Origin of the sequence: Limnohabitans simekii (SeqCode), from assembly GCF_965234735.1 — a bacterium.
GTDB lineage: Bacteria > Pseudomonadota > Gammaproteobacteria > Burkholderiales > Burkholderiaceae_C > Limnohabitans > Limnohabitans simekii.
This window is the reverse complement of record NZ_OZ248543.1, coordinates 57,967-81,712: the sequence shown is the minus strand read 5'-3', so window position 1 is coordinate 81,712 and position 23,746 is coordinate 57,967. Positions and strand designations below refer to the sequence as shown.

At 58.4% G+C, this 23,746-nt stretch carries 16 protein-coding genes; 10 read left to right on the top strand and 6 right to left on the bottom strand.

Annotated elements, in window-relative coordinates:
* Positions 1-3 precede the first annotated feature (3 nt).
* Positions 4-972: a DUF6279 family lipoprotein gene (locus AC8GFP_RS09225; RefSeq protein WP_506612486.1), complete on the bottom strand. Its 969-nt coding sequence runs from the start codon at positions 970-972 to the stop codon at positions 4-6.
* Between AC8GFP_RS09225 and glmU the strand changes: the two genes are divergently transcribed.
* Together glmU and glmS are read left to right on the top strand one after the other, a co-directional pair.
* Entirely contained in the window at positions 923-2,308 is a 1,386-nt protein-coding gene (gene glmU, locus AC8GFP_RS09220; protein WP_506612485.1) for a bifunctional UDP-N-acetylglucosamine diphosphorylase/glucosamine-1-phosphate N-acetyltransferase GlmU, read from the top strand. The two genes, AC8GFP_RS09225 and glmU, sit on opposite strands and share 50 nt — an antisense overlap.
* A gap of 10 nt (positions 2,309-2,318) precedes the next feature.
* Entirely contained in the window at positions 2,319-4,178 is a 1,860-nt protein-coding gene (glmS, locus tag AC8GFP_RS09215) for a glutamine--fructose-6-phosphate transaminase (isomerizing) (protein ID WP_506612483.1), read from the top strand.
* 41 nt (positions 4,179-4,219) lie between these two features.
* On the opposite strand, the gene AC8GFP_RS09210 is transcribed toward glmS, so the two are convergent.
* The 4 genes from AC8GFP_RS09210 to AC8GFP_RS09195 are packed head-to-tail and all read right to left on the bottom strand — an operon-like array spanning position 4,220 to position 12,095.
* A complete protein-coding gene (locus AC8GFP_RS09210) occupies positions 4,220-7,414 on the bottom strand; it encodes a type I restriction endonuclease subunit R (RefSeq protein WP_506612481.1) in 3,195 nt (1,064 codons plus the stop codon).
* On the bottom strand, positions 7,411-9,309 hold the full coding sequence (locus AC8GFP_RS09205) for a DUF8451 domain-containing protein (RefSeq protein ID WP_506612479.1): 1,899 nt from the start codon (positions 9,307-9,309) through the stop codon (positions 7,411-7,413). The genes AC8GFP_RS09210 and AC8GFP_RS09205 overlap by 4 nt, the downstream gene beginning before the upstream one ends.
* Positions 9,306-10,472, bottom strand: coding sequence for a restriction endonuclease subunit S (locus tag AC8GFP_RS09200; RefSeq protein ID WP_506612477.1), 1,167 nt, complete (start codon positions 10,470-10,472; stop codon positions 9,306-9,308). The genes AC8GFP_RS09205 and AC8GFP_RS09200 overlap by 4 nt, the downstream gene beginning before the upstream one ends.
* Before the next feature lie 3 nt (positions 10,473-10,475).
* Positions 10,476-12,095, bottom strand: coding sequence for a class I SAM-dependent DNA methyltransferase (locus AC8GFP_RS09195; protein ID WP_506612475.1), 1,620 nt, complete (start codon positions 12,093-12,095; stop codon positions 10,476-10,478).
* Between the two features lie 150 nt (positions 12,096-12,245).
* On the opposite strand from AC8GFP_RS09195, the gene AC8GFP_RS09190 reads away from it, so the two are divergent.
* From AC8GFP_RS09190 to AC8GFP_RS09155, 8 genes are all read left to right on the top strand, one after another.
* Positions 12,246-13,421 carry an acyl-CoA dehydrogenase family protein gene (locus tag AC8GFP_RS09190; protein WP_506612474.1) on the top strand — a complete coding sequence of 392 codons (1,176 nt, stop codon included), beginning with the start codon at positions 12,246-12,248 and terminating at the stop codon, positions 13,419-13,421.
* Between the two features lie 8 nt (positions 13,422-13,429).
* On the top strand, positions 13,430-14,221 hold the full coding sequence (locus tag AC8GFP_RS09185) for a TIGR03084 family metal-binding protein (RefSeq protein WP_506612472.1): 792 nt from the start codon (positions 13,430-13,432) through the stop codon (positions 14,219-14,221).
* A 2-nt stretch (positions 14,222-14,223) separates the two neighbouring features.
* Complete coding sequence (locus AC8GFP_RS09180) at positions 14,224-15,120, top strand: phosphatidylglycerol lysyltransferase domain-containing protein (protein ID WP_506612470.1); 897 nt, start codon at positions 14,224-14,226, stop codon at positions 15,118-15,120.
* Between the two features lie 26 nt (positions 15,121-15,146).
* The gene (locus AC8GFP_RS09175; RefSeq protein ID WP_506612468.1) at positions 15,147-16,763 is read left to right on the top strand and encodes an acyl-CoA carboxylase subunit beta; all 1,617 of its coding nucleotides are present in this window, start codon (positions 15,147-15,149) and stop codon (positions 16,761-16,763) included.
* Positions 16,760-17,908 carry an acyl-CoA dehydrogenase family protein gene (locus AC8GFP_RS09170; RefSeq protein WP_506612466.1) on the top strand — a complete coding sequence of 383 codons (1,149 nt, stop codon included), beginning with the start codon at positions 16,760-16,762 and terminating at the stop codon, positions 17,906-17,908. The genes AC8GFP_RS09175 and AC8GFP_RS09170 overlap by 4 nt, the downstream gene beginning before the upstream one ends.
* Complete coding sequence (locus tag AC8GFP_RS09165; RefSeq protein ID WP_506612465.1) at positions 17,905-19,914, top strand: acetyl/propionyl/methylcrotonyl-CoA carboxylase subunit alpha; 2,010 nt, start codon at positions 17,905-17,907, stop codon at positions 19,912-19,914. Before AC8GFP_RS09170 ends, AC8GFP_RS09165 begins: the two co-directional genes overlap by 4 nt.
* Positions 19,911-20,684 (top strand): enoyl-CoA hydratase/isomerase family protein, encoded by a 774-nt coding sequence (locus AC8GFP_RS09160; protein ID WP_506612463.1) that lies wholly within the window; start codon positions 19,911-19,913, stop codon positions 20,682-20,684. The genes AC8GFP_RS09165 and AC8GFP_RS09160 overlap by 4 nt, the downstream gene beginning before the upstream one ends.
* Before the next feature lie 79 nt (positions 20,685-20,763).
* Positions 20,764-21,561, top strand: a complete 798-nt coding sequence (locus AC8GFP_RS09155) for an AraC family transcriptional regulator (protein WP_506612462.1) — start codon at positions 20,764-20,766, stop codon at positions 21,559-21,561.
* Between the two features lie 239 nt (positions 21,562-21,800).
* Here AC8GFP_RS09155 and AC8GFP_RS09150 read toward each other — a convergent pair whose 3' ends face one another.
* Positions 21,801-23,624, bottom strand: coding sequence for an acyclic terpene utilization AtuA family protein (locus AC8GFP_RS09150; RefSeq protein ID WP_506612460.1), 1,824 nt, complete (start codon positions 23,622-23,624; stop codon positions 21,801-21,803).
* Positions 23,625-23,746 lie beyond the last annotated feature (122 nt).

Below are 23,746 nucleotides of genomic sequence, written 5' to 3'. Positions count from 1 at the left end.
TGTTCAGGGGCTGGTGCGCATCAATTCGCGCACATCGGCTTCATAGCCTTTAAGGACGTTCACAGCATTCGCGCGTTGCTCTGCCGTGGTGCTGTTGTGGAACTGCGCTGCTGCTTGGCAGTTCAGTGCTTGTCGCTTTTTCAAATACGCGGCGTAGTCTTCATCCGGGGTGTTCAGGCTGCGCTGCAGCCAATCACGCACCGTTTGCCGAGAGCTTGTCAGGTTGCGCTGGGCCGTGCCAATGGTTTGCAAGGTCTGCAGCATGTCGGCTTGTTGCCGCAAACGCTCGGCGTAGGTGCGTTCTGCATCAAACCCGGACGACTGTGCCAACAAACGCAATTGCGCTTGTTGTGCTTTGCTCACTTTCCCGTAAAAGCGTTCGGCGTTCTTTTGCCCTTTTTCGGTTTGAACCTCTAAGCGGTCTTGGCTGCTGCCATCGAGTTTCCAATCCTTTCGCCAGGTGCTGTTGTCCTTGTCGAAGCGGGCCTTCATGGTGTCGAGTTGCGGTGCTTGCAAGCTCAAGGCCAAGGTGGCAAGCGGTGTCTCCATTTGGGCGGCCAAAGGCTTCAAGCTGTCACGTATCTCATCTGCCAAGCGGCACACCTGATCGGCTTGCACCTGCTGGGGCGCCAGTTGTTGCATGCGCACCAACCAATCGGCATACAGCGGCAATTGCTGTTGCCGGTGCCAGGCCAGCACTTGCGTCAGGTCGGCCTTGGTTTGGCGGCTTTGCGCGGCGGTCAAGTCCAGGTGCGGGTCAATCCAAGTGAACATCAGCGCTTGCGGGGCATTGTTGTAGCCGGTGACCACCAAGCTGCAAGCGCTCAAGCAGGCTGTCAGGCCCAAAGCCAAGCACCAGCCCAGCCGCCGCCCGACCCAGCCACGCTGACTGATAATCTGATCAAAAGAAGGAATCAAGTTCATGGCATTGGTGGATGTGGTGGTGATGGCGGCGGGCAAAGGCACCCGCATGAAAAGCAGTATGCCTAAAGTTCTTCACCGTTTGGGTGGCAGGGCTTTGTTGCAGCATGTGATTGACACGGCTTCAGAAATTCAAGCCCGGCGTGTCGTGGTCATCACTGGGCATGGTGCCGAACAAGTGGAAGCCAGCTTGGCTGCGCAAACCGGTTTGCAATGTGTGCGTCAAATGCCGCAGTTGGGCACCGGCCATGCCATGCAACAAGCCGTGCCGGTGTTGGCCGACGACGGCATCACCTTGGTGTTGTCAGGTGATGTGCCCCTGATTCAAGCCGACACCTTGCAAGCCTTGCTCAGTGTTTGCGATGGCCAACATGTGGCCTTGTTGAGTTTGCAAACCGACAACCCCACAGGCTATGGCCGCTTGGTGCGCAATGCCCAAGGCGTGGTGCAAGCCATCGTCGAAGAAAAAGACGCCACACCCGAGCAACGCCAGATTCAAGAAATTTACAGCGGCATCATGGCCGTGCCCACGCGTTTGTTGCGCGGCTGGCTGGCCCGTTTGGACAACCAGAACGCCCAACAAGAGTACTACCTGACCGATGTGGTGAAGTTTGCGGTGGCCGATGGCTGCACCGTGCAAGCGCATGGCATCAGCCAAGCATGGCAGGTGGAAGGCGTGAACACCCCCGTGCAATTGGCGTCATTAGAACGCGCCTACCAACACCTGCAAGCGCAGCGCTTCATGAACCAGGGTGTGCGTTTGGCCGACCCTGCACGGTTTGATGTGCGCGGCACCCTGACCTGTGGTCAGGATGTCGAGATTGATGTGAACTGCGTGTTTGAAGGCGTGGTGCACTTGGGCGATGGTGTGCGCATTGGCCCCAACTGCTTCATTGCCAATTGCCATATTCAAGCCGGTGCAGTGATCCATGCGCTCACCCACATCGATGGCGAGACACTGGGTGTGACGGTGGGCGAGGGGGCCTCGGTGGGACCTTTTGCACGCCTGCGCCCGGGTGCCGTGCTGGCAGCCGAGGTGCACATTGGCAACTTTGTGGAAGTGAAAAACTCCACGCTGGCCAAGGGTGCCAAAGCCAACCACTTGGCGTACTTGGGTGACGCCACCGTGGGCGAGCGTGTGAATTACGGTGCAGGCACCATCACCGCCAACTATGACGGCGCCAACAAACACCGCACCATCATCGAGGCCGATGTGCACATTGGCAGCAACAGCGTCTTGGTGGCCCCGGTCACGATTGGCGCAGGCGGCACCGTGGGCGCAGGTTCCACCGTCACCAAAAACACCGAGCCCGGTGCGCTGACCGTGGCCCGTGGCAAGCAGGCCAGCATTGCCAACTACCAACGCCCGGTTAAAAACAAAAAATAAGGAACAGCACATGTGTGGCATCGTCGCCGCGGTATCAGGCCGCAACATCGTCCCCATTCTTGTGCAAGGCTTGCAGCGCCTGGAGTACCGGGGCTACGACTCGTGCGGTGTGGCGGTGCATGCCGCCAGCTTGAATGGCGGAACAGGCGGTTTGCAACGCGCCCGCAGCACGGCGCGGGTGTCCGAGTTGATGGCACAAATCCAGACCGATCATGTGGAAGGTGGCACCGGCATCGCCCACACCCGCTGGGCCACGCATGGCGCACCGGCGGTGCACAACGCGCACCCGCATTTCAGCCATGGCAAAGGTGACGCCAGCCAACCAGGCCGGGTGGCCTTGGTGCACAACGGCATCATCGAAAACCACGACGAGCTGCGCACCGCGCTGCAAGCCAAGGGCTATGTGTTCAGCAGCCAAACCGACACCGAGGTGATTGCCCATTTGGTGGACAGCCTCTACCAGGGCGACGTGTTCGAGGCCTTCAAGGCCGCGGTGTTGCAACTGCATGGCGCGTATGCGCTGGCGGTGTTTCACAAAGACGAACCGCACAGGGTGGTGGGTGCTCGCGCGGGCTCGCCGCTCATCTTGGGTGTGGGTCAGGGCGAAACCTTTTTGGCCAGCGATGCCATGGCCTTGGCCGGGGTCACCGACAAAATTGTGTATTTGGAAGAAGGCGATGTGGTGGACATTCAGCTGGGCAAGTATGCAGTGCAAGACCGCCATCACCAGCCGGTCAGCCGCGAGGTGAAAACCGTGCACGCCCACAGCGGTGCCGCCGACTTGGGCCCCTATCGCCACTACATGCAAAAAGAAATTTTCGAGCAACCACGGTCGATTGCCGACACGCTTGAAGGCGTGGAGGGCATCACGCCCGAACTGTTTGGCCAACATGCGCACAGCGTGTTCAAGGCCATCGACAACGTGCTCATCTTGGCCTGTGGCACCAGCTATTACAGCGGCTGCGTCGCCAAGTATTGGATCGAGGCGATTGCCAAACTGCCTTGCCAAGTGGAAATTGCCAGCGAGTACCGCTACCGCGACTCCGTGCCCAACCCGCGCACCTTGGTGGTCACCATCACCCAAAGCGGCGAAACCGCCGACACCTTGGCCGCGCTGCGCCACGCCCAAAGCTTGGGGCTGAAAAGCACGCTGACGATTTGCAACGTGGCCACCAGCGCCATGGTGCGCGAATGCGAACTGGCCTATGTGACCCGCGCTGGTACCGAAATTGGCGTGGCTTCAACCAAAGCCTTCACCACGCAATTGGCTGGTTTGTTTTTACTGACACTGACGTTGGCCAAAACCAAAGGGCATTTGAGCGCCGAAGCCGAAGCCCTGCACATCAAGGAGATGCGTCATTTGCCAGCAGCTTTGCAAGCGGTGCTGGCCTTGGAGCCGCAACTCATGGCCTGGTCGCAAGACTTTGCGTCCAAAGAAAACGCTTTGTTTTTGGGCCGTGGTACGCATTACCCCATTGCGCTGGAAGGCGCTTTGAAGCTGAAAGAAATCACCTACATCCACGCCGAGGCCTATGCCGCTGGCGAGCTCAAACACGGTCCATTGGCGCTGGTGACGAGTGCCATGCCGGTGGTGACCGTGGCCCCCAACGACAGCCTGCTGGAAAAACTCAAAAGCAATATGCAGGAAGTGCGTGCCCGTGGCGGCGTGCTGTATGTGCTGGCCGATGGCGACACGAAAATTGAAAACAGCGAAGGCGTGAACGTGATTCGCATGCCCGAGCACTACGGCGTGCTGTCACCCATCTTGCATGTGGTGCCCTTGCAGCTGCTGGCCTATCACACGGCCTGCGCCCGGGGCACGGACGTGGACAAGCCGAGGAATTTGGCCAAGAGTGTGACGGTGGAATGAACTGAAATCTCAGCCAACATGAATCACATACAGGCTTGCTGTCAGTTTGAATTCCAAACCCCAGCATTGCGCTCCGGGTAACTCTCAAAGACATGCTCAAAAACTGCCGAGCACTTCTGCTGATAGATCTCTGGCGTGTAAACCCTAGGCAAACCAGTATCCAGTGTGTCTTCAATCGTCAATTTCAACTGCGACCTTGCCGTTGATTTTTCGCGCCAATTCAGCACCAGCAGTGTTTTAAGGCGCTCCAGCAACTCACGGGCAACTTTCTTCACTTCAGCCCGCTCCTCCGCCCCAAGCTCAGGGGAGGGTCGGGTCAGGATATCGAAGATCACCAACTCTTCCTCGGTCATGTTCTCTCGGACATGGCGCTGTTCTTCGTCGTTCAAGCCGTGGGTCAAGGTCAACAGTTCTTGGTACAGCGCCTCGATGGTGCGGCTGCCTGCGTTGTAGCTTTCAATCAAGGCTTCAAACTTTTCAGAGAAGTCTGCACGGGTGCGGTTGAGTTCCACCATCTTTTCCAACTTGGCCCGGATGGCTGCTTTCAAGACTTCAAGTTCGGTGTTCTTATGCTTTGATTTTTCAAATCGCTTGGCAAGGGCTTCAAAGTTGATCTTTGACAAGTCGAGGGCTGGTGGTCCTTCTTCACGGATGGAATGACCGGTGATGGAGTTGTCCAGCAAGGTGTTGATGCCTGCCAGCACCTTTGTGATGTCTGGTGGGTTGGGGTTGAGCTTGGCGCGGATGGCATCCGCAATCGTCGAAAGACTCGCCACGCGGCTGGCAAATTCCAGCACCACAGGGTCGGGCTTGACAGCCTTGTAAAGCATGGACACCAAGCGTTCATGGGCGAAGAAGTCACGCCGCAAGGCGTCTGGCGAAATCAAAGCATTCAGCGCATCCTCGACGGCTTGCAGGCGCTCAAGTCCACCCGCATTCAGTTGCTCCATATCTAACAGCATCACGCTGTGTGCTGCACAAAAAGTCGTTGCGGCATCCACCGACTGGCGTAGCTCTTGCACCAATTGGTTCTTGTCCTTGACTGGATTGCTGCCATTTTTTCCTGCGCCATATATCGCCAGTGCCTTTTCCAGCGATGCAAAGACGTTGGCATAGTCCACGATCAGGCCGCTGTGCTTGCCCGGGAAGACGCGGTTGGCACGGGCAATGGTTTGCATCAGGGTGTGGTTGCGCATCGGCTTGTCGAGATACACCGTCGAACAACTGGGCGCATCAAAACCCGTCAGCCACATGGCACACACAAAGGCCAGCCGCAGCGGGTCTTGGGTGTCCTTGAACCGTTCGTCCAAACCCGGGTTGGACTCGTTCATGCGCTTGCGGTGCGGCTCAATGTCCAGCCCCAGCTTTTGCATTTGCTGAATTTCGTTTTGACCGGGCGACACAATCACGGCCATGTCGGTGGTGTTCAATACCTCAAGCCTTTGTTTGAGTTCGGCCATGCGCACATCGCGCCGGGCTTGCTCTGCGCTCATGCCACCTTCGACTGGCGCATAGGCCAGCTCGCCCAATTCCTTTTGCGTTTGGGCCAAATCTGACGCCCAATGCAGCTTGACCTTGTCGTGCATGCGCAGGGCCGTGGCTTTGTCAATGGACACCACCATGGCTTTGCCCACAAAGCCACGCCCTAAAAAGTGCCGCACGATGTCTTTGGCCACAGTGTCCAGCCGGTCGTCGCGAGTGATCAGGTGGTACTGCCGCCCCAGTTCTCGCTCTAGCTTGGCTTCTTGTTCAGGGTCCAGGTCGGCATCTTCAATCAATTGATAGATGTCATCGTTCAGGTCGGGGTTGACCAGTTGCAACTCTGGTGTGCGGTTCTCGTAAAACAAGGGCACGGTGGCCCCATCTTCAATCGACTGCTGAAAGTCGTATATCGACACATAGTCGCCAAACACTTCCTTGGTGCGCTCTTCGCCTGCAATCAGCGGCGTTCCGGTGAAGGCCATGAACATGGCTTTGGGCAAAGCAGATCGCATGTTCAGCGCCAAGGTGTCGTACTGGCTGCGGTGTGCCTCGTCGGTTAGCACAATCACATCCGAGCGATCACACAGCAATTCTGGCGTTTGAAATTTGTGCACCAGCGTGAACACATAGCGGTGGTTACCACGCAAAAGCTCTCGCAAGTGTGCGCCACTGGCTGCGTGGCATTCTTCCCCTTCTGCCTCACTAACCGCACCCACGGCTTTAAAGGTTTTGGCAATCTGATCGTCCAACTCGGTGCGGTCTGTCACCACCACAAAAGTCCAGTTGCCAACGAGCTTGCGCAGCACCTTCTGCGCATAAAAAACCATAGAAAAACTCTTGCCGCTGCCCTGCGTCTGCCAGAACACACCGCCGCGACCGTGGCCCAATTTACGGGCTTCCAACATGGAGGCAATGGCGTTGTTGACCCCCAAGAACTGGTGGTTTTGCGCCATGATTTTGACCAAGCCTGCCTTGTGTTCCGAGAACAGTGTGAAGTTCTCCACCAAGTCCAACAAGCGGCTGCGGTCACAGGTGCCGCGCAGCATCACTTCCAGCGAGACACGGCGTGGCTCGTCTTCTCGGGCAATGCGCTTCCACTCCACCCAGCGTTCCCAGTCGGCGGTGAGAGAGCCCACGCGGCTGTCCGTACCATTAGAGGCCATCATCAGCGCGTTGAACCAAAACAAATTGGGGATTTGCTGTTTGTAATGGGTGAGGTTTTCGTCAAACGCTGCGCGGGCTGGTACGCCTGGCTTTTTGAGTTCAATCACCACCCATGGCAAGCCGTTCACAAAACCCACCAAGTCGGGGCGACAGGTATAGAGCGCCCCCGTCACGCTGAGTTGGCTGACCAACAGAAAATCGTTGTTGTCGGGGTTCTCCCAATCCACAATGCGCAGGCGTTCGGTCTTTTGCCCGCCTTGGGCATGGTCGGGCACCGACACCGTGATGCCCTCTTTGAGCAATCGATAAACCTCGCGGTTGGCGGCCGCCGGCAGCATGGCCGAGCGGTCACGGGCCATCTCGTCGATGGCGTTGTTGATGGCCTCGGCAGGCATGGCAGGGTTCAGCCGTACCAAGGCCGCACGCAGCCGCACCGTCAGCACCACCTCGCTCTTGGTCTCGCGCCCCAGCGTGCCATTTGCGCCAAAAGTTTCTTCCATGGCCGACACCGTTTGCCATCCCAAGTCGGCAAACAGGCCAATGGCCGGTTGCTCAACCAGTTGGTCTTCGGTGTAGGCGTGGGCGCTCATGGGGTTGATCCGCTATCGGCGGATTCTGGCGGGACGGTGTAGCGTTGATCTGGGTGATTTTCCATCTCGGGGATGGTGTAGGCGAGCAGGCCATCACGAACCATAGGGCTCAGAAACTCACGTACCAGATGTTTTTGGTCCCTACCACCAAGCAATGCGGCCATTTCCCTGGCACTCAGCGCTCGCCAAGCACATAGGTCGCGAAGCAACACCCGCAATACGTCCTTGCGTGGCTTGGTGCTCGAGCCTGGAATTCGCGCGCTCAGCACTTCTGGAAGTTCTGACGCCAGCTGGTGTGTATCTGCCAATGGCTGGTGTGTATCTTTGGCTAGCTGGTGTGTATTTGGAGTTGGGTGGTGCGGATTACCCCCGACTACGGCGACACGATCAGGCATAGACTGCGACACGAACTTCGCACCTGGCACATAGTAAGTGCGGCTGCCGGCGCCCTTCATTTCCAGCAGACCGAGGTCACGCAAGCGACGCAGGTGGGCCGAGGCGCTCAGGGTGTCCGTGCGGTTGATAGCCCGATAAGCTGCGTTGTCTATCGCCTCTAATTCCCTGACAAACACCAGGGCTCGGGATTCTTCGTCGCTGATTGCCTCAAGTGTCAGTGCCCGCAACCAGACCAAATCGTCGGGCCCCAGGAAGTGATGGAACAGGAAAGTGGCCACAAACTGATCAGGTCGGCGCGAAGACTCAAAAGTGGGGGGCAACAAGCCCTGCGCAATCATCAGTTCGCGCATGGCGCGAATGCCACTGCCTTTGGTCTCGGCGATATTGACTTCGTGCAGTACAGCGGCAATGCGCGGGTTACGTGTTTCCGAACCCGGCTCGCCCAGTTGTTCTTCGGCTTTGATCGAATGTCCAGGGTTGCGAATTTCAAGCCGATTGGCATAGCGGATGATTTGAATCGCGCCGTGAATGCGGTAGCTGCGGTGCATGACTGCATTCACAATGGCCTCGCGAATCACACGCAGCGGCAGCGATGGCTCATCCTCACGCGCCAGTGCGCCTTCGGGCAGGAAGAAGGACTGAATCAACTCATCGCGCACCGTGTTGGTGGCGCGGCGAATCGCGGTAAAAAGTGGTGCGCGAATCTCCAGCGTGTCAAAGCGATGGTCTGGGTTCTCAACCCACTGCCTGCCGGGCACCCGGATGTAGTCAATGCGCATCATCGGAAAGCAGCGCCGCAAAGCCATGGTGCTGCCAAATAAAACGATACCGGCAACCGTGGGCTTGAGCAGCCCGTTCTCGCGTTTGGCGCATCCCAATGATCGCAGTAGATCGTCCTGCGACCAGGACAATTCTTCTGCGTCGGGATTGATCGCCCTGCGCTGCTGCTTGTAATCATCAATGGCCGCCGTATCGATGTCGCTCATGTCTGCATCGGGAAGTACAGCGGCATCAAAAGTATCCAACTGGTGCCCTGCGTACAGCGCGATCAAATCGTCTTCCGTTCCCTCTTGGTCAGTCGGGCCCACGCGCCGGTAAGCACCGCGTGGCAGCCCCAACTTTTGCAGGAAGATGGGTTTCTCAGTTGGTGCCGCCTCGGGCACGTAAACGACCACCACCGTCTTGCCACTGAGTACTTCGACCGACACGCGCGGGCGCAGCGGTCGGTTGAAAACGCTGGCGCATTGGCTTGCCAGATCAGACTGCAGCTTGTCGGGGTTATCGATGCCATCGATCTGAAAGACATTGCTGAACAAGTCGTGTGTGTCACGGGTCACGCCCAACAGCAAATAACCGCCGCCCAGGCCCGGTTCGTTGGCAAACGCGCAGACCGTTTCCATGACCGAACGATCAATCTGACGCGCCAGCTTAGCCTCAATTCGATGCGACTCGTCCAACGCGGTGAGTTCCTGCAACAAGTCTTCGGCAGTGCGCATCATGTAATGACCTCCTTTGTGTCAACAGAGATTTGGCCGGAGAGCAGGCGAGGGAGTAGCAGGTCGCGGGTGCGGCGAAGGTTTTGGATTTGGCGATTCAGTGTCAAGGCTTGATATTCAAATGTGTTTGCCAACTCACAAAATTGAACGAGCACCTCTTGAGGTGGGACCAAAACATCAAGGGAATACGCTTGATTTCTACTCAATCCTGGAACAGCAGCATCGCTATTGATGAAATTCAAAGTCGGGAGGACATAAAACAAATAACGCAACGGCAAAGATGAAGTAACAAAATAAGCTGTGTCGATCACAAAGAAGTCGTCATCACACCAAAAAACGCTACCAACATTTCCCTTTCGTCCAACAACGATGCCCGGGCCCTTCACCAACGCCAAGTTGTGTGTGCCAACGACTCCACTGGAACCAAAGACTGGAAAATCGCCGTCGCATCGATCCTCTTTCTTCAATGCTTTGCCGTAGTTCAGTATCGCGATTTCACTAAGCTTTTTGACCACCCACCCCTGCGGAATTTCCCCCAACGCCGAAGCCACACGCAGATGGTTTTCATGGCCGGGAAAGCGGAAGTGGACGAACCACTCGCGGTAAAGACCACGGGCCATGGTCTCCAGAATCTTGATGCGGCGCTGGCTGTTTTCGATCAGATCGTCGTAGGTGGAGAGGATGCCTGCGATGCGTTGCTGAATGGCAAGCGGCGGTGCTGTAATCCGAATTTCATTAACTTTGTAAATGCCAAGTTTTGCTTGAGCCGCACCCGCTGCGGAAAGCTTCATTTGACTCTGCGCATCTGGTGTAAGCAACGCATAGGTAATGAATCCAGGGTTGAAGTCCTCGTGCAAATTTACTAGCTTGACTGCATTTTCTGTGAGGCTAGCACCGTGCAACTGGGGTGGAGTGATGCCGACATCGCCAATGTTTCCAACAATCGTTATGCACACATCACCGTTGTTAACTGTGTATCGGCGGATTTGCTCAAAATCTTCATCACGCACGTACAATAGTTCATCAACGGAGATTTTCCCGTCTCTAATGTCGCGCCATCTAATGTATGGATGATTGGTGCGCGTTGTTACGAGGCTGGCGTTGGGCGGCATACGTTTACCCCCTTTAACCTCCGCAATGTCACAAATCCGAACTGTAGCGTACATGGTTCAAGCACTCAATATTTCAGCGACGTTAGCGGCAATGGTCTGCTCTAACTCCCTCGCCTGCGCATTCAACACTTCCAACTCTTCATTCAACGCCACAAGCTGCTCATTGAAATCTTCATCGCTGACATCCTCACCCGCCACCACGCCCACATAGCGACCAGGGTTCAGTGACCAACCCTGCGCCTCAATCTCTTGCAAGCTGGCTACTTTACACAGCCCTGCCACGTCGGCATAGGCAGGCTTTTTGCCAAACACTTCTTTGATTTTGGCCAATGCCTCAGCTCCACCAAAAGTGGTGTCCAAGGCTTCGCCTCTATACAAGCGCACCAAGTTGGCAATGAAGCCCACTTGCGCATCCGTCCAGTTGCGGTGGGCGCGGTCCACTTGCCGGTAAATGTGGCGGGCATCGATGAAGAGCACCGTGTTGGCGCGAGGAGTCTTGGCTTTGCCCTTGTCAAAAAACCACAATGTCACCGGCAAGGTGACGGTGTAAAACATATTGGGGCCAACGGCCACCATCACGTCCACGGCCTTGGCTTCAATCAGTTGCTGGCGCAGGGTCTGCTCAGAGCTGCGGGCGTCGGACGCCGAATTGGCCATCACAAAACCGGCGCGGCCTTTGGCGTTGAGTGACGAGTAGAAAAGCTGAATCCACAGGTAGTTGGCGTTGTCGGTACGCGGCATGCCAAACGGAAAACGCCTGCCTGTGCCCACCATGTCGGTCAGGCGCTCCTTGTCCACCGCATTCACGTTGAACGGTGGGTTGGCCAACACAAAGTCAAACTCGCCGGTGGCCTTGTGCGGGTCGTCGTAATAGCTGTTGACGTTGCCGCCGTGGCGTATCTGGCCTTCCAAACCATGCACCGCTAGGTTGAGGCGACACAGCCGACCGGTTTCGTCGGTCTTTTCCACGCCGCAGATAGCCAGCTCGGCTGCGGGGTTCTTTTGGTGTTCGGCCACAAAGCGGGCTGACTGCACAAACATGCCGCCCGACCCACATGCCGGGTCCAAGATGCGGCCATGAAAGGGTTCGATGACTTCGGTCAGCAAGCGAACGATGCTGGACGGCGTGTAAAACTCGCCGCCCCCTTGGCCCTCGGTCATGGCGAACTCGCCCAAGAAGTATTCGTAAATGCGCCCGAAAGCGTCGTAGTCCAAGGTGGCGGGAATCTCGGACACCTTCTTCAGCAGCTCTTTGAGCAAGGTGCTGGTGAACAGGTTGAATGTCTTGGGCAACACACCGGCCAGCGTGGGGTTGTGTTGCTCAATCTCGCGCATGGCGGCGTTTACCTTGGCACCAATGTTGGCAGACTCGGGCAGGGTCAGCAAATAGTCAAACCGCGCCTCCGTGCTTAGGTACAGCACGCTTTCTGCTTGGTAAGCGGTGGGGTCGTCGACCCTGCTGCCTCGGCGGGCAGAGCTGCCAGCACTTTCCAACTTGGCACGCAAGGCGGCAAAGCGCACCTCGGCAAAGCGCAAAAAGATCAAACCCAGAATGGGGCCAGAGTATTCCTGAGGCTTGAGGCCCGAGTTGGCACGGAGCTGATCTGCGGCATCCCACAAGCGCTTTTCAAGCGTGGTAGTGGCTGAGTCTTTTTCGGAGGGGGCGATCCACAGCATGGGTTGGTGTTGTTATGTTGCGTTGTTGGTCTGTTAGTCATTATGGGTTATTTCAAGCTCATTTCCCTCTGATTGCCCCAGGAATCAGCCAATAGGCGCAAGTGCAAGCCCCTTTGTTTGTGTAGCCTTGGGTCTTGCCAATAAGACACCATGAGCCTGCCCGAACTCCCCCCTCTCTTGCATTATTTTTCACCCGAGCACGAAGCCTTTCGCGCATCCTTGCGCAACTTCGTGGCGCGTGAAATCACGCCCTTTGTGAACGACTGGGACGAGGCCGAAACTTTTCCGCTGTCGCTGTACAAAAAAGCCGCCGAGGTGGGCGCCACCGGCGTGGGTTTTGCCGAAGAATTTGGCGGCACACCGGGCGATGTGTTTCACAAAATCATCTTGGCCGAGGAATACGCCCGTTGCGGCAGCGGCGGTGTGCAGGCCTCGTTGAACTCGCACACGATTGGCTTGCCACCCATCGCCGTGGCGGGCTCGCATGACTTGAAACAACGCGTCTTGCCCAGCGTCTTGAAGGGCGACAAGGTGGCGGCCTTGGCCATCACCGAGCCCGGCGGCGGTTCGGATGTGGCCGCGCTGCAAACCACGGCGGTGCGTGAGGGTGATCACTACCTCGTCAACGGCGAAAAAACCTTCATCACCAGCGGCATGCGGGCCGACTTCATCACCACGGCGGTGCGCACCGACACCAACAGCCAAGGTGCGAACGGCATTTCTTTGTTGGTGCTGGAAGGCAACACTCCAGGCTTGCACCGCAGCCCTTTGAAAAAAATGGGTTGGTGGTGTTCGGACACTGCGCACCTGCGTTTTGAAAACTGCCGCGTACCGGTGTCGCAGTTGGTGGGTGAAGAGCACCACGGTTTCAAACTCATCATGGCCAACTTCAACAACGAGCGTTTGTTCATGGCCGCCCAAGCCTATGGCTTTGCCCAAGTGTGTTTGGAAGAGGCGCTGGACTGGGCGCGGCAACGCCACACCTTTGGCCAAGCGCTGTCCGAGCGCCAAGTGGTGCGGCACAAATTGATGGACATGCACATGCGCATCGACACGGCCCGCAGCACGGTGCACGAGTTGGCCTACCGCATCGAACACCAGCTTGGCGACCCGGCGCAATTGGTGGCGCGTATCGCCATGGCCAAGGTCTTGGCCACACAAGCCATGCAGTTTTGCGCCGATCAAGCGCTGCAAATTTTGGGCGGCATGGGCTATATGCGCGGCACCCGCAGCGAACGCATTTACCGCGAAGTCAAGGTGATGATGATTGGCGGCGGCTCGGAAGAAATCATGAAAGACCTGGCTGCACGACAGCTGGGCATTTGAGGAAACGCATGCAAAGCATTGGCCAAGACCTGCTGGATGAATACCAAGCACTCGCTGCGCTGTGCGACACGCTCTCGCCCGACGAGTGGCAACAGCCCACGGCGTTTTACGGTTGGAGCGCCTGGGATGAAATCGCGCACTTGTGTTATTTCGATGAAACCGGTTTGCAATCCGCCACCGATGAAGACAGCTTCAACCAAGCGGCCTTGCCCTTGGCCAAACGCTTGTACGCCGGTGAACAAATCAGTGGCATCGCCCGCGAGCGCTATGCGCATCTGGACGGCCCCGCGCTGTTGGCGCATTGGCGCGACTTGCACCAAGCCTTGGTGAACGCCTTGCTGGCGCACGACCCCAAAGACCGCTTGCCTTGGTATGGCCCGCCCATGAGTGCGCGGTCGTTTGCCTCGGCCCGCTTGATGGAAACCTGGGCGCATGGCCAAGACATTTGGGATGTGGTCAAGCGACAGCGGCCTGCATCCCACCGCTTGAAACACATCGCACACTTGGGCGTGACCACCTTCAAGTGGACCTTTGTGAACCGCCAATTGCCGGTGCCCGAGGTGTTGCCGCATGTGGTGCTGACCGCGCCCGATGGCGACACCTGGACATGGAATGAATCTTCAAGCAGCCACTGTGTGCACGGCAGTGCCGAAGATTTTTGTTTGCTGGTGACGCAACGCCGACACTTGAACGACACCGCGTTGCACTACGTGGGCGAGGATGTGCAGCGTTGGTTGCTGATGGCGCAATGTTTTGCAGGGCCACCCGCAGATGGACCGATGGCGGGTGTGCGGGTCTAGCCATGCGCGAGCCCTTGTCTTTGCAACACCAAGGTGCGATCAACCAAGCCTTGGGCCGTTTCCAGCGCGGTGAGGGTGCCCACACTTTGTCGGACTACAGCTTCGCCAATTTTTATTTGTTTCGCCAAGCGCACCGCTATGAATTTCAAAGCGGCGACTGGCCGTGTTTGCACGGCGTGACCTACGATGGCCAAGCCTATGTGTTGCCGCTGTTTGATGTGTGCCAAGCCCCGCACAGCGTGTTGCACACCTTCTTGCAAGACCACCAAACCATGCTGTTTCCTTTGGCGAAAGAACAGATGGCCCACTTTTCAACCGACAACTTTGCATGGCATGCCGCAGAAGCCGATGCCGACTATGTGTACCCGGCTGACAACTTCAGGCATTACGCCGGCAGCCTGTTGAACAAGAAACGCAACCTGGTGCGCCAGTTGTTGGACAGCGTGGAGGTCACTTCAATTGCTTATTCCACCGACATGGCCAAAGAGGCGCAAACCGTGTTGGCCGATTGGATGAGCGCCAAAGGCAAACCCCCAGGCGACGCCGACGAACAACCCTGCTTAGAGGCTTTGCAACATGCTGAATGGTTGGGCTTGCACGGCTTGATGTTTTTTGCAGATGGCAAGCCCGCAGGTTTTGTGTTGGCCGAAACCTTGGCGCCAGGTGTGTGGGTGATGCGCTTTGCCAAGGGCATGAACCATTTGAACGGCATTTACCAACACATGTTTCAGCAGGTGTGCTTGGCCACGCCCGACTTGCAATGGCTGAATTTCGAACAAGACTTGGGATTGCCGAATTTGCGCCAAACCAAGCTGTCCTACCAACCCGCTTTCTTGTTGCCCAAGTGCCGTTTGCGGCTCAGCCAGTTGGCACAAGACAGCCGCGCTGCACCAGCGTAGGCTGGCGCTTTCACCACGCACACACCATGGCCCAACTCGACTCCGCACTCTCTGTTCACAGCGACAGCTTTCAAGCCAACCGCCAAGGCATGCTCGACTTGCTTTCACAAGTGCGTGCCTTTGAAGAGCGCACGGTGCAAAAGTCGGCAGCGTCCAAACCGCGCTTTGACAAACGCCAACAACTCTTACCGCGTGAACGCTTGTCCTTGTTGCTCGACCCCGGCACACCGTTTCTCGAGTTGTCCACCTTGGCCGGTTTGGGTTTGGACCAGAAGGACCTGGCCAAGAGCGTGCCCGGTGGTGGCGTGATCGCAGGCATTGGCGTGGTCAGTGGTGTGCGTTGCATGGTGAATGTGTCGGACTCGGGGATTGATGCAGGCGCGTTGCAACCCATGGGCTTGGACAAGCAACTGCGGGTGCAAGAACTGGCCCTTGAAAACAAACTGCCCTTCATTCAATTGGTGGAAAGTGCAGGGGCCAACCTCATGACTTACCGGGTTGAAGATTTTGTGCGCGGCGGCAGTTTGTTTCGCAACATCGCGCGGCTGTCAGCAGCCGGTTTGCCGGTGGTCACGGTCACGCACGGCTCGTCCACGGCGGGTGGTGCGTACCAAACCGGTTTGTCCGACTACATCATCATGGTGCGGGACCGTTCGCGTGCTTTTCTGGCGGGCCCACCTTTGTTGATGGCGGCCACCGGTGAAGTGGCCACCGAAGAAGAATTGGGCGGGGCGCTGATGCACACCAGCATCTCGGGCTTGGGCGACTACCTGGCCGAAGACGATCGGGATGCGATTCGTTTGGCGCGGGAGGTCATGGCGCACATCGATTGGGACCGCATCACCACAGACACCCCACGCTGCTTCAAGCCACCGCGCTATGACGCCGAAGAATTGCTGGGCGTCATGCCCCTCGATCACAAGCGGCCGGTGGACATGAAAGAAGTGATTGCGCGGATTGCCGACGACTCCGACTTCTTGGAGTTTGGTGCCAACTACGGCAGCGCCACGGTGTGCGGCCACATCAGCTTAGAGGGTTGGCCGCTGGGCATCATCACCAACAATGGGCCGATTGACATGGCCGGGGCCAACAAGGCCACGCATTTCATCCAAGCCTGTTGTCAAAGCCGCACACCGATTTTGTATTTGAACAACACCACCGGATTCATGGTGGGCAAAGCCTTCGAGGAGGGCGGCATCATCAAGCACGGCTCGAAGATGATCCAAGCTGTCACCAACGCCACCGTGCCGCAAATCACGCTTTATTGCGGGGCCTCGTTTGGCGCGGGCAACTACGGCATGTGTGGCCGGGGTTTTCACCCGCGTTTTTGTTTCAGTTGGCCCAACGCGAAAACCGCGGTCATGGGTGGCGAGCAAGCCGCCAAAACCATGGCCATCGTCACCGAGGCCGCGATGAAACGCAAAGGCGAAGTAGACCAAGCTGCGCTGGATGAATTGCAGCAGCGCATCATCGAACGCTTTGACAGCCAAATGAGTGTCTTCGTCACCAGCGCCCATGTGCTCGACGATGGCGTCATCGACCCGCGCGACACCCGCAGCGTGTTGGCCGAGGTGCTGTCGGTGTGCCGCAAAGCCGATGTCCGTCAACCCCAAGCCATGCAATTTTCTGTTGCCCGCCCATGAAACTCAGCCACGAACACCATGAACTCCAGCGCTCGGTGAAGCGCTGGATCGATGAACAAATCAACCCGCATGTGGACGAGTGGGAAGCGGCTGGTATTTTTCCGGCGCACCAGGTCTTCAAGCAAATGGGCGACATGGGTTGGCTGGGTTTGTGCAAGCCCATCGACAACGGTGGCCTCGGTTTGGACTACTCCTATGGCGCGGTGTTGGCCGAGGCTTTGGGCCACATGCAATGCGGCGGTGTACCGATGGCGATTGGTGTGCAAACCGACATGGCCACACCCGCACTGGCCGAGCATGGCAGCGCCGAATTGCGTGCTGAATTTTTAACCCCGGCCATCCAGGGCGAGCTGGTGGCTTGCTTGGGCGTGTCCGAGGTGGGTGGTGGCTCAGACGTGGCTTCCATCAAAACCACGGCGAAAAAAGAAGGCGACGATTACGTCATCAATGGCGGCAAGATGTGGACCACTAACGGCACACAAGCCGACTTTTGCTGTTTGCTGGCCAACACCTCGGAAGGTGCGCCGCACCGCAACAAGTCGCTGATCATCGTGCCGATGAACACACCCGGCGTCACAGCGTCCAAGCCCTTGAAAAAAATGGGTATGCATTCCTCCGACACCGCGCAACTGCATTTCGACCAAGTGCGGGTGCCGCGCAGGTATTTGATTGGCGAAGAAGGCATGGGCTTCATCTACCAAATGGAGCAGTTTCAAATTGAACGTTTGTGGGGCGCGATGAACAACGTGGGCATGGCGCAGCGTGCCATCGACACCACCATCGCCTACACCCGAGAGCGCCAAGTGTTTGGCCGTGCCGTGTTGGACAACCAAGCCGTGCATTTCAAACTCGCAGAATTTCAAGCCGAACTTGAATGCTTGCGAGCCGTGTGTTGGCAAGCGGTGGAACGCATCGTCGATGGCGGTGACGCCACCTACTTGGCCACCGTGGCCAAACTCAAAGCGGGGCGGCTCATGCGCACGATTGCCGATGGTTGCTTGCAGTACTGGGGCGGCATGGGCTATGTGGATGAAAGCCCCATCTCGCGCATTTACCGCGATGGTCGCCTCACCTCGATTGGCGGTGGCGCGGATGAAGTGATGCTGCAAATTTTGTGCAAAAGCATGGGGATCTTGCCGCGATGAAGGCCACGCCTTTTCACACCGTGTTGGTGGCCAACCGTGGCGAAATCGCTGTGCGTGTGATGCGCAGCGCCAAAGCACTGGGCTACCGCACCGTGGCGGTGTATTCATCAGCCGATGCGGATGCGCTGCATGTGAAGCAGGCCGATGCGGCCGTGTGCATTGGCGAGGCTTTGCCCGCGCAGTCGTACTTGAACATCGCAGCCATCTTGCAAGCCGCACAACGCAGTGGCGCGGATGCCGTGCATCCGGGCTATGGTTTTTTGGCCGAAAACGCCGACTTTGCGCAAGCCTGTGCGGATGCGGGTTTGGTGTTCATCGGTCCGTCTTCGCAAGCGATTCGAAGCATGGGCGACAAAGCCGGTGCCAAGCAATTGATGTTGCAAGCGGGTGTGCCCTGCATCCCGGGCTACCAAGGCGAGGACCAAAGCGCGGCGCGTTTGGCGCAAGAAGCCCAGGCCATTGGTTACCCCGTGATGATCAAAGCCAGCGCGGGTGGCGGCGGGCGCGGTATGCGACTGGTGGGCAGCGCGGCTGAATTTGCTGCGTTGTTGCAAAGCGCCCAGTCAGAGGCGCTGAATGCGTTTGGCAACGCCACGGTCATTCTTGAAAAAGCCGTGCCCTCGCCGCGCCACATCGAAATTCAAATCATGGCGGACCGCCATGGTCAGGTGGTGCATCTGGGCGAGCGGGATTGCTCGGTGCAACGCCGTCATCAAAAACTGATGGAAGAAGCGCCGTCGCCTGCCGTGAATGCCGCGTTGCGAGAACGCATGGGGGCCACTGCGGTGGCCGCCGTGCAAGCGATTGGTTATGAAGGCGCAGGCACTTTGGAGTTTTTACTCGACGAGCACGGCCAACATTTCTTCATGGAAATGAACACGCGGTTGCAGGTGGAACACCCGGTGACCGAGGCCATCACGGATTTGGATTTGGTCGCCCTGCAACTGCGCATTGCGGCGGGCGAGCCGCTGGGTTTGACGCAAAGCGATGTGCTGTTCCAGGGCCACGCCATCGAGGTGCGTTTGTGCGCCGAGGACGCCCAGCAAGGCTTCATGCCGCAAAGCGGGCAGATGCGGCGCTGGGCCATGCCGGATTCATTGCGTGTCGAACACGCTTTGCACAGTGGCGCCGACATTCCGCCGTATTACGACTCGATGATCGCCAAACTCATCAGCCACGCCCCCACCCGCGAAGAAGCACGGCGACAACTCTTGAAGGGCTTGCAAGAAGCGGTGGCTTTGGGCGTCATCACCAACCAAGCGTTTTTGGCGCAGTGTTTGGCGCACCCGGTTTTCGCGGCGGGCGAGGCCACCACAAGTTTCATTGGCCAGCAGCTTGAGGCCTTGCTGACCCAAGATGAAGCGCTGCAAGCCCAAGCTTTGGGTTTGGCCGCTGCGCTGTTCTTGGCCACCGCGCCTGGGGCGGCACCGGTGCCCAGCCTACGGCGGGTGTTGCACCGCTTGCCCAGCGTGCTGCAGTTGGAGTTGGCGGGTCAACACCATGCACTCAGCGTGTTGCAAGCGCCCACGCACCATTACCAAGTGCAAAGTGAAGCTACCCATTGCGACGTGCAGTTGCACGCGGTGCAACTCAGCGCCTTGAACGACCACCACAGCCTGCATGGCGAAGTGGATTTCAGCCTGCAACAAGTTCGGCAACACGCGGTGTTTGTCCGAGAAGGTGAGAGGTTATGGCTGCAATGGCAGGGACAGGTGTGGCAGGTGCAAGACCAGACCCGCGCGGCATCTGCCAAACAACAAGGCGGCCCCAGCGACGGCAAACTGCGTGCCGCCATGAACGGGCGCGTGGTGGCGGTGGTGGTGGCCGTGGGTGACCGGGTGTTGCAAGGCCAAACCATGCTCACCTTGGAGGCCATGAAGATGGAGCATGTGCATGTGGCACCGGCCAGCGGTGTGGTGAAAAGCCTGAGCGTGGCGGTGGGCGAGCAGGTCGCGGCCAGCCGCGTAGTGGCCGAGATCGAGATGAACACAGAGGGGCAGACATGAGCGACGCGGTGTTGTTGCAAACCAAGGGGGCGGCGTTTTGGATCACCATCAACCGCCCAGACAAACGCAATGCCTTGAACGCCGAGGTGGTGGCGGGCATCCGCGCGGGCTATGCGCAGGCCCATGCCAATTCGGATATTCGCGTCATTGTGTTGACCGGTGCAGGCGACAAAGCCTTTTGCGCCGGTGGCGATTTGCAGCCCGACAAAGGCTTTGTGTTCGACTTTGCCAAGCCCAACGTGCCCTACGCCGACATGCTGCGCGAGGCACACCAGGCCACGCTGCCCAGCATCGCGCGGGTGAACGGCGTGTGCATGGCCGGTGGCATGGGCTTGTTGTGCATGACCGACTTGGCGGTCTGCGCCGATGACGCCTTGTTTGGCTTGCCCGAGGTGAAAGTGGGCGTGTTCCCGATGCAGGTGATGAGCTTGTTGCAACGCCAAGTGCCCAAGCGCTTGGTGCGCGAATGGGTGCTGAGCGGCGAGCCCTTTGGCGCACACGAGGCGCAAGCCGCTGGGCTGGTCAACCACGTCGTGCCCGCCGCCGAGTTGGACGCCAAAACCGATTGGCTGGTGGGCCGCTTGGCCGACAAATCGCCCACCGCGGTTCGGCGCGGCAAGTACGCGTTGCGGGCCATTGAAGACATGGGGTTTGAACAATCCTTGGCCTATACCGAGAGCCAAATTGCGCTGCTGGCGCAAACCGAGGATGCCAAAGAAGGCATGGCGGCGTTCAACGAGAAACGCAAACCGGTTTGGACCGGCCGCTGAAGCTTCAGGGAAAACACCAGTCCGCGCGGCGTCGCAGGGGGCCACACTCAGGCGCTGTTGCTGTCTGCCGAGTTCGCCTGTGCGTTTGTTGTCCCCCACCACCCCCGACCAAGCCCTGATGTGGATCACCCCGGACCGGGTTTTCTACCACGGGCTTTTGGGCGCACCCTCGGTGCGCAGCATGGGCGCGGTCATGGTGTACGTGGCGGTCAGTGGGCAGATTCGCATTCAGATGGACGGCGGCGACTGGCAAACCACCCAGCTGGCGGTGGTGCCGCCTTATGTGCCGCACCAGGTGTGGGCCGAGGACCGCTGCATCAGCGTGCTGCAAATCGAGGCTGAAAGCGTCAGCCTGCAACAGCTGCCGGACTGGCTGCAAACCCGGGGCGCTTTGGCCGACCCCGAACGCGTGGCGGCGCTGCGCGAGACGCAACAGCACTTGAGTCAACTGTCGCGTCGCCTCGACTTGAACACGCTGGACTTTGACCAGACCTTCTTTCGCGCGGCTTTGCCGGCCCGCTTGCTAGATGCTCGCATCGCGGCCGTGCTGTCGCGCATCAAGCAAGACCCCACCGCCTCGCTGCTGGCGCAGGACCACGCAGCCATGGCGAATTTGTCGTTTTCGCGGTTTTTGCATTTGTTCAAGCAAGAGGTGGGGGCGCCGTTTCGCAGTTTCCGCACCTGGAAGCGGGCCCGCAATGTGCTGCACCATGTGGTGCGGCACGACGCCAATTTGCTGGACGTGGCCTTGGACGCGGGCTACCCCGACTCGACCCATTTCAGCCATTCCATCCGGCAGATTTATGGCCTCAAGCCCAGCGACATGTTTGCTGGCTCACGCCGACTGAGCGTGCATGCACAAATAGCCTCTGGCTAATTGGGGTCAGATTCCAATTAATTCTTGAATCGTGATACAAGATTTCGCCAAAATTTTGAATTTATGTATCATAAAAACGCCTGTAAGACCCGTCCCTGCTGACCACCCCCTCAAAACAAGGCATTTTGAGGCCTCCCCAAAACACCCTCCTCGAAACAATTGGAATCTGACCCCCATTAATTGAAACAATTGGAATCTGACCCCCATTAATTAATTGGAATCTGACCCCAATTACACAATTAGTTGTTCAGGTGCGCCGCGACGGAGGCGGGCACCAGCAGTTCGATGTCCAAGAGCATTTGCCCCATGCCTTTGCCCAAGGGGTCGATGCGGCTGGAGGCGGGTCCGCCGCCGTCCAGCGCTTGGTGCAGCAGGTAGTTGATGGCCGAAATGCCGGGCAGGTGAAAGCGCTCCACCGGCCCGTGCACCAGGTGCTTGAAATAGGCCTGCACCACCTCGGGCGTGAGTCGGTTCCAAATGAGGGGCAGCCACTCGGGCCGCCGCGCCACCACGCCGATGTTGGACATGTCGCCCTTGTCGCCGCTGCGGGCCCAGGCCAGCTGTATCAGGCGCACCCGTTGCTGCGGCTCGGCAGGTTCTGCCCACACTGGCACTTGAGCATCAGAAGGCTCACTCAAGCCTGGCGATGGCGCCTCAGAACGCTCGGCCCCACCGCCCAACAACCCCATAGGCCCATCCAACGCTTTTCCATCCAAATGCACCCGCACTTGCACCGCCGATTTCGGCAGCAAAAAAGCAAAGGGTTTGATGAGCGGGGAGGCGCTGGGCCGCCCCGCACCCGGGCCGGTGGTGCCGGGTGACCAAGACGTGCCGGACGGCGCGATTTCGCGGGCAAACAGATCCAGCGCTTGGCGGCTGCTGTGGCTGGCGGTGATGCGCACCATCACCTCGCGCGACGCCGATGTGCGGGCGTGTTCGCCGTACAAAGTTTCCGCCCCAAACAAATCGATGTGGCTGGACGTGAAATCTGACAAACCCGCTTGCGCCAACAAGACGCGACAACGCTGCAACACCGCTTCGCCGGTGCGCTGCGCTTTGGCGGCGGCGTCAATGCCGATGATGACCATGCTGCCGGTGCACCGGTAGCCTTGCAAACTGGTGGCCGACACCTTGAAACTGTCGGTGGGGGCGCGGCCCAACGCGCCGCTCACGCGCACATGCTCGCCATCAAGTTGCTCAATTTGCACTTGGCGGAAATCGCACACCACATCGGGCAACAGGTAGCTGCCGGGGTCGCCAATTTCATACAGCAGTTGCTCGGCCACCGCCGCCCGCAACACCTTCCCACCCGTGCCGGGCGGTTTGTGCACCACAAAGCTGCCATCCGCTTGGCAATCGACGATGGGGTAGCCGATGTTGTGCCAATCGGGAATGGCTTGCCAATCGGTGTGCAGCCCGCCGGTGGCCTGGCAACCGCACTCGATGATGTGACCGGCCAAGCTGCCGCCCGCCAGCTGATGGAAGTCGTGCTGTTGCCAGCCAAACGCGTGGATGAGCGGCCCCAAGGTGGTGGCGCTGTCCACGCAGCGGCCGGTGATGACGATGTCCGCCCCCGCGTTCAAAGCTTGGGCGATCGGCCAAGCGCCCAAGTAGGCATTCGCGCTCAGCACTTTCTCGGGCAAGGGTTCGCCGTTGAACATGTCGGTGCAGCCTTGTTCGCGCAAGGCAGGCAACAGCGCCGTGATGTCGTCGCCTTCGACCACCGCGATGCGCGGCTGCAAACCTTGCGACGCGGCCAAAGCCTGCAAAGCCGCCGCGCAAGCTTGCGGGTTGATGCCGCCCGCATTGGCCACCACTTTGATGCCGCGCTGCATGACCTCGGGCAGCACCGACTTCATGGCGATGTCGACAAAGTCGGTGGCGTAACCCATGTCGGGTTGTTTCGCCCGTGCAGCAGCCAAGATGGCCATGGTGGTTTCGGCCAGGTAATCGAACACCAAAAAATCAATCAAGCCCGACTGCACCAACTGCGGCGCACCCACGCTGCTGTCGCCCCAAAAACCAGAAGCCCCCCCGATGCGAACCACCTTGCCTTTTGTCACGGATGCCCCTGTGAAGTTGTCTGCAAGCTGTCAGCTTAAACCCAAGCCGCTTGCACACGCTTGTGCCGATTGGCTGACTTGTCCCGCCAATTGAAAGCCTGTCACCAATGGGTTAGTCCGCA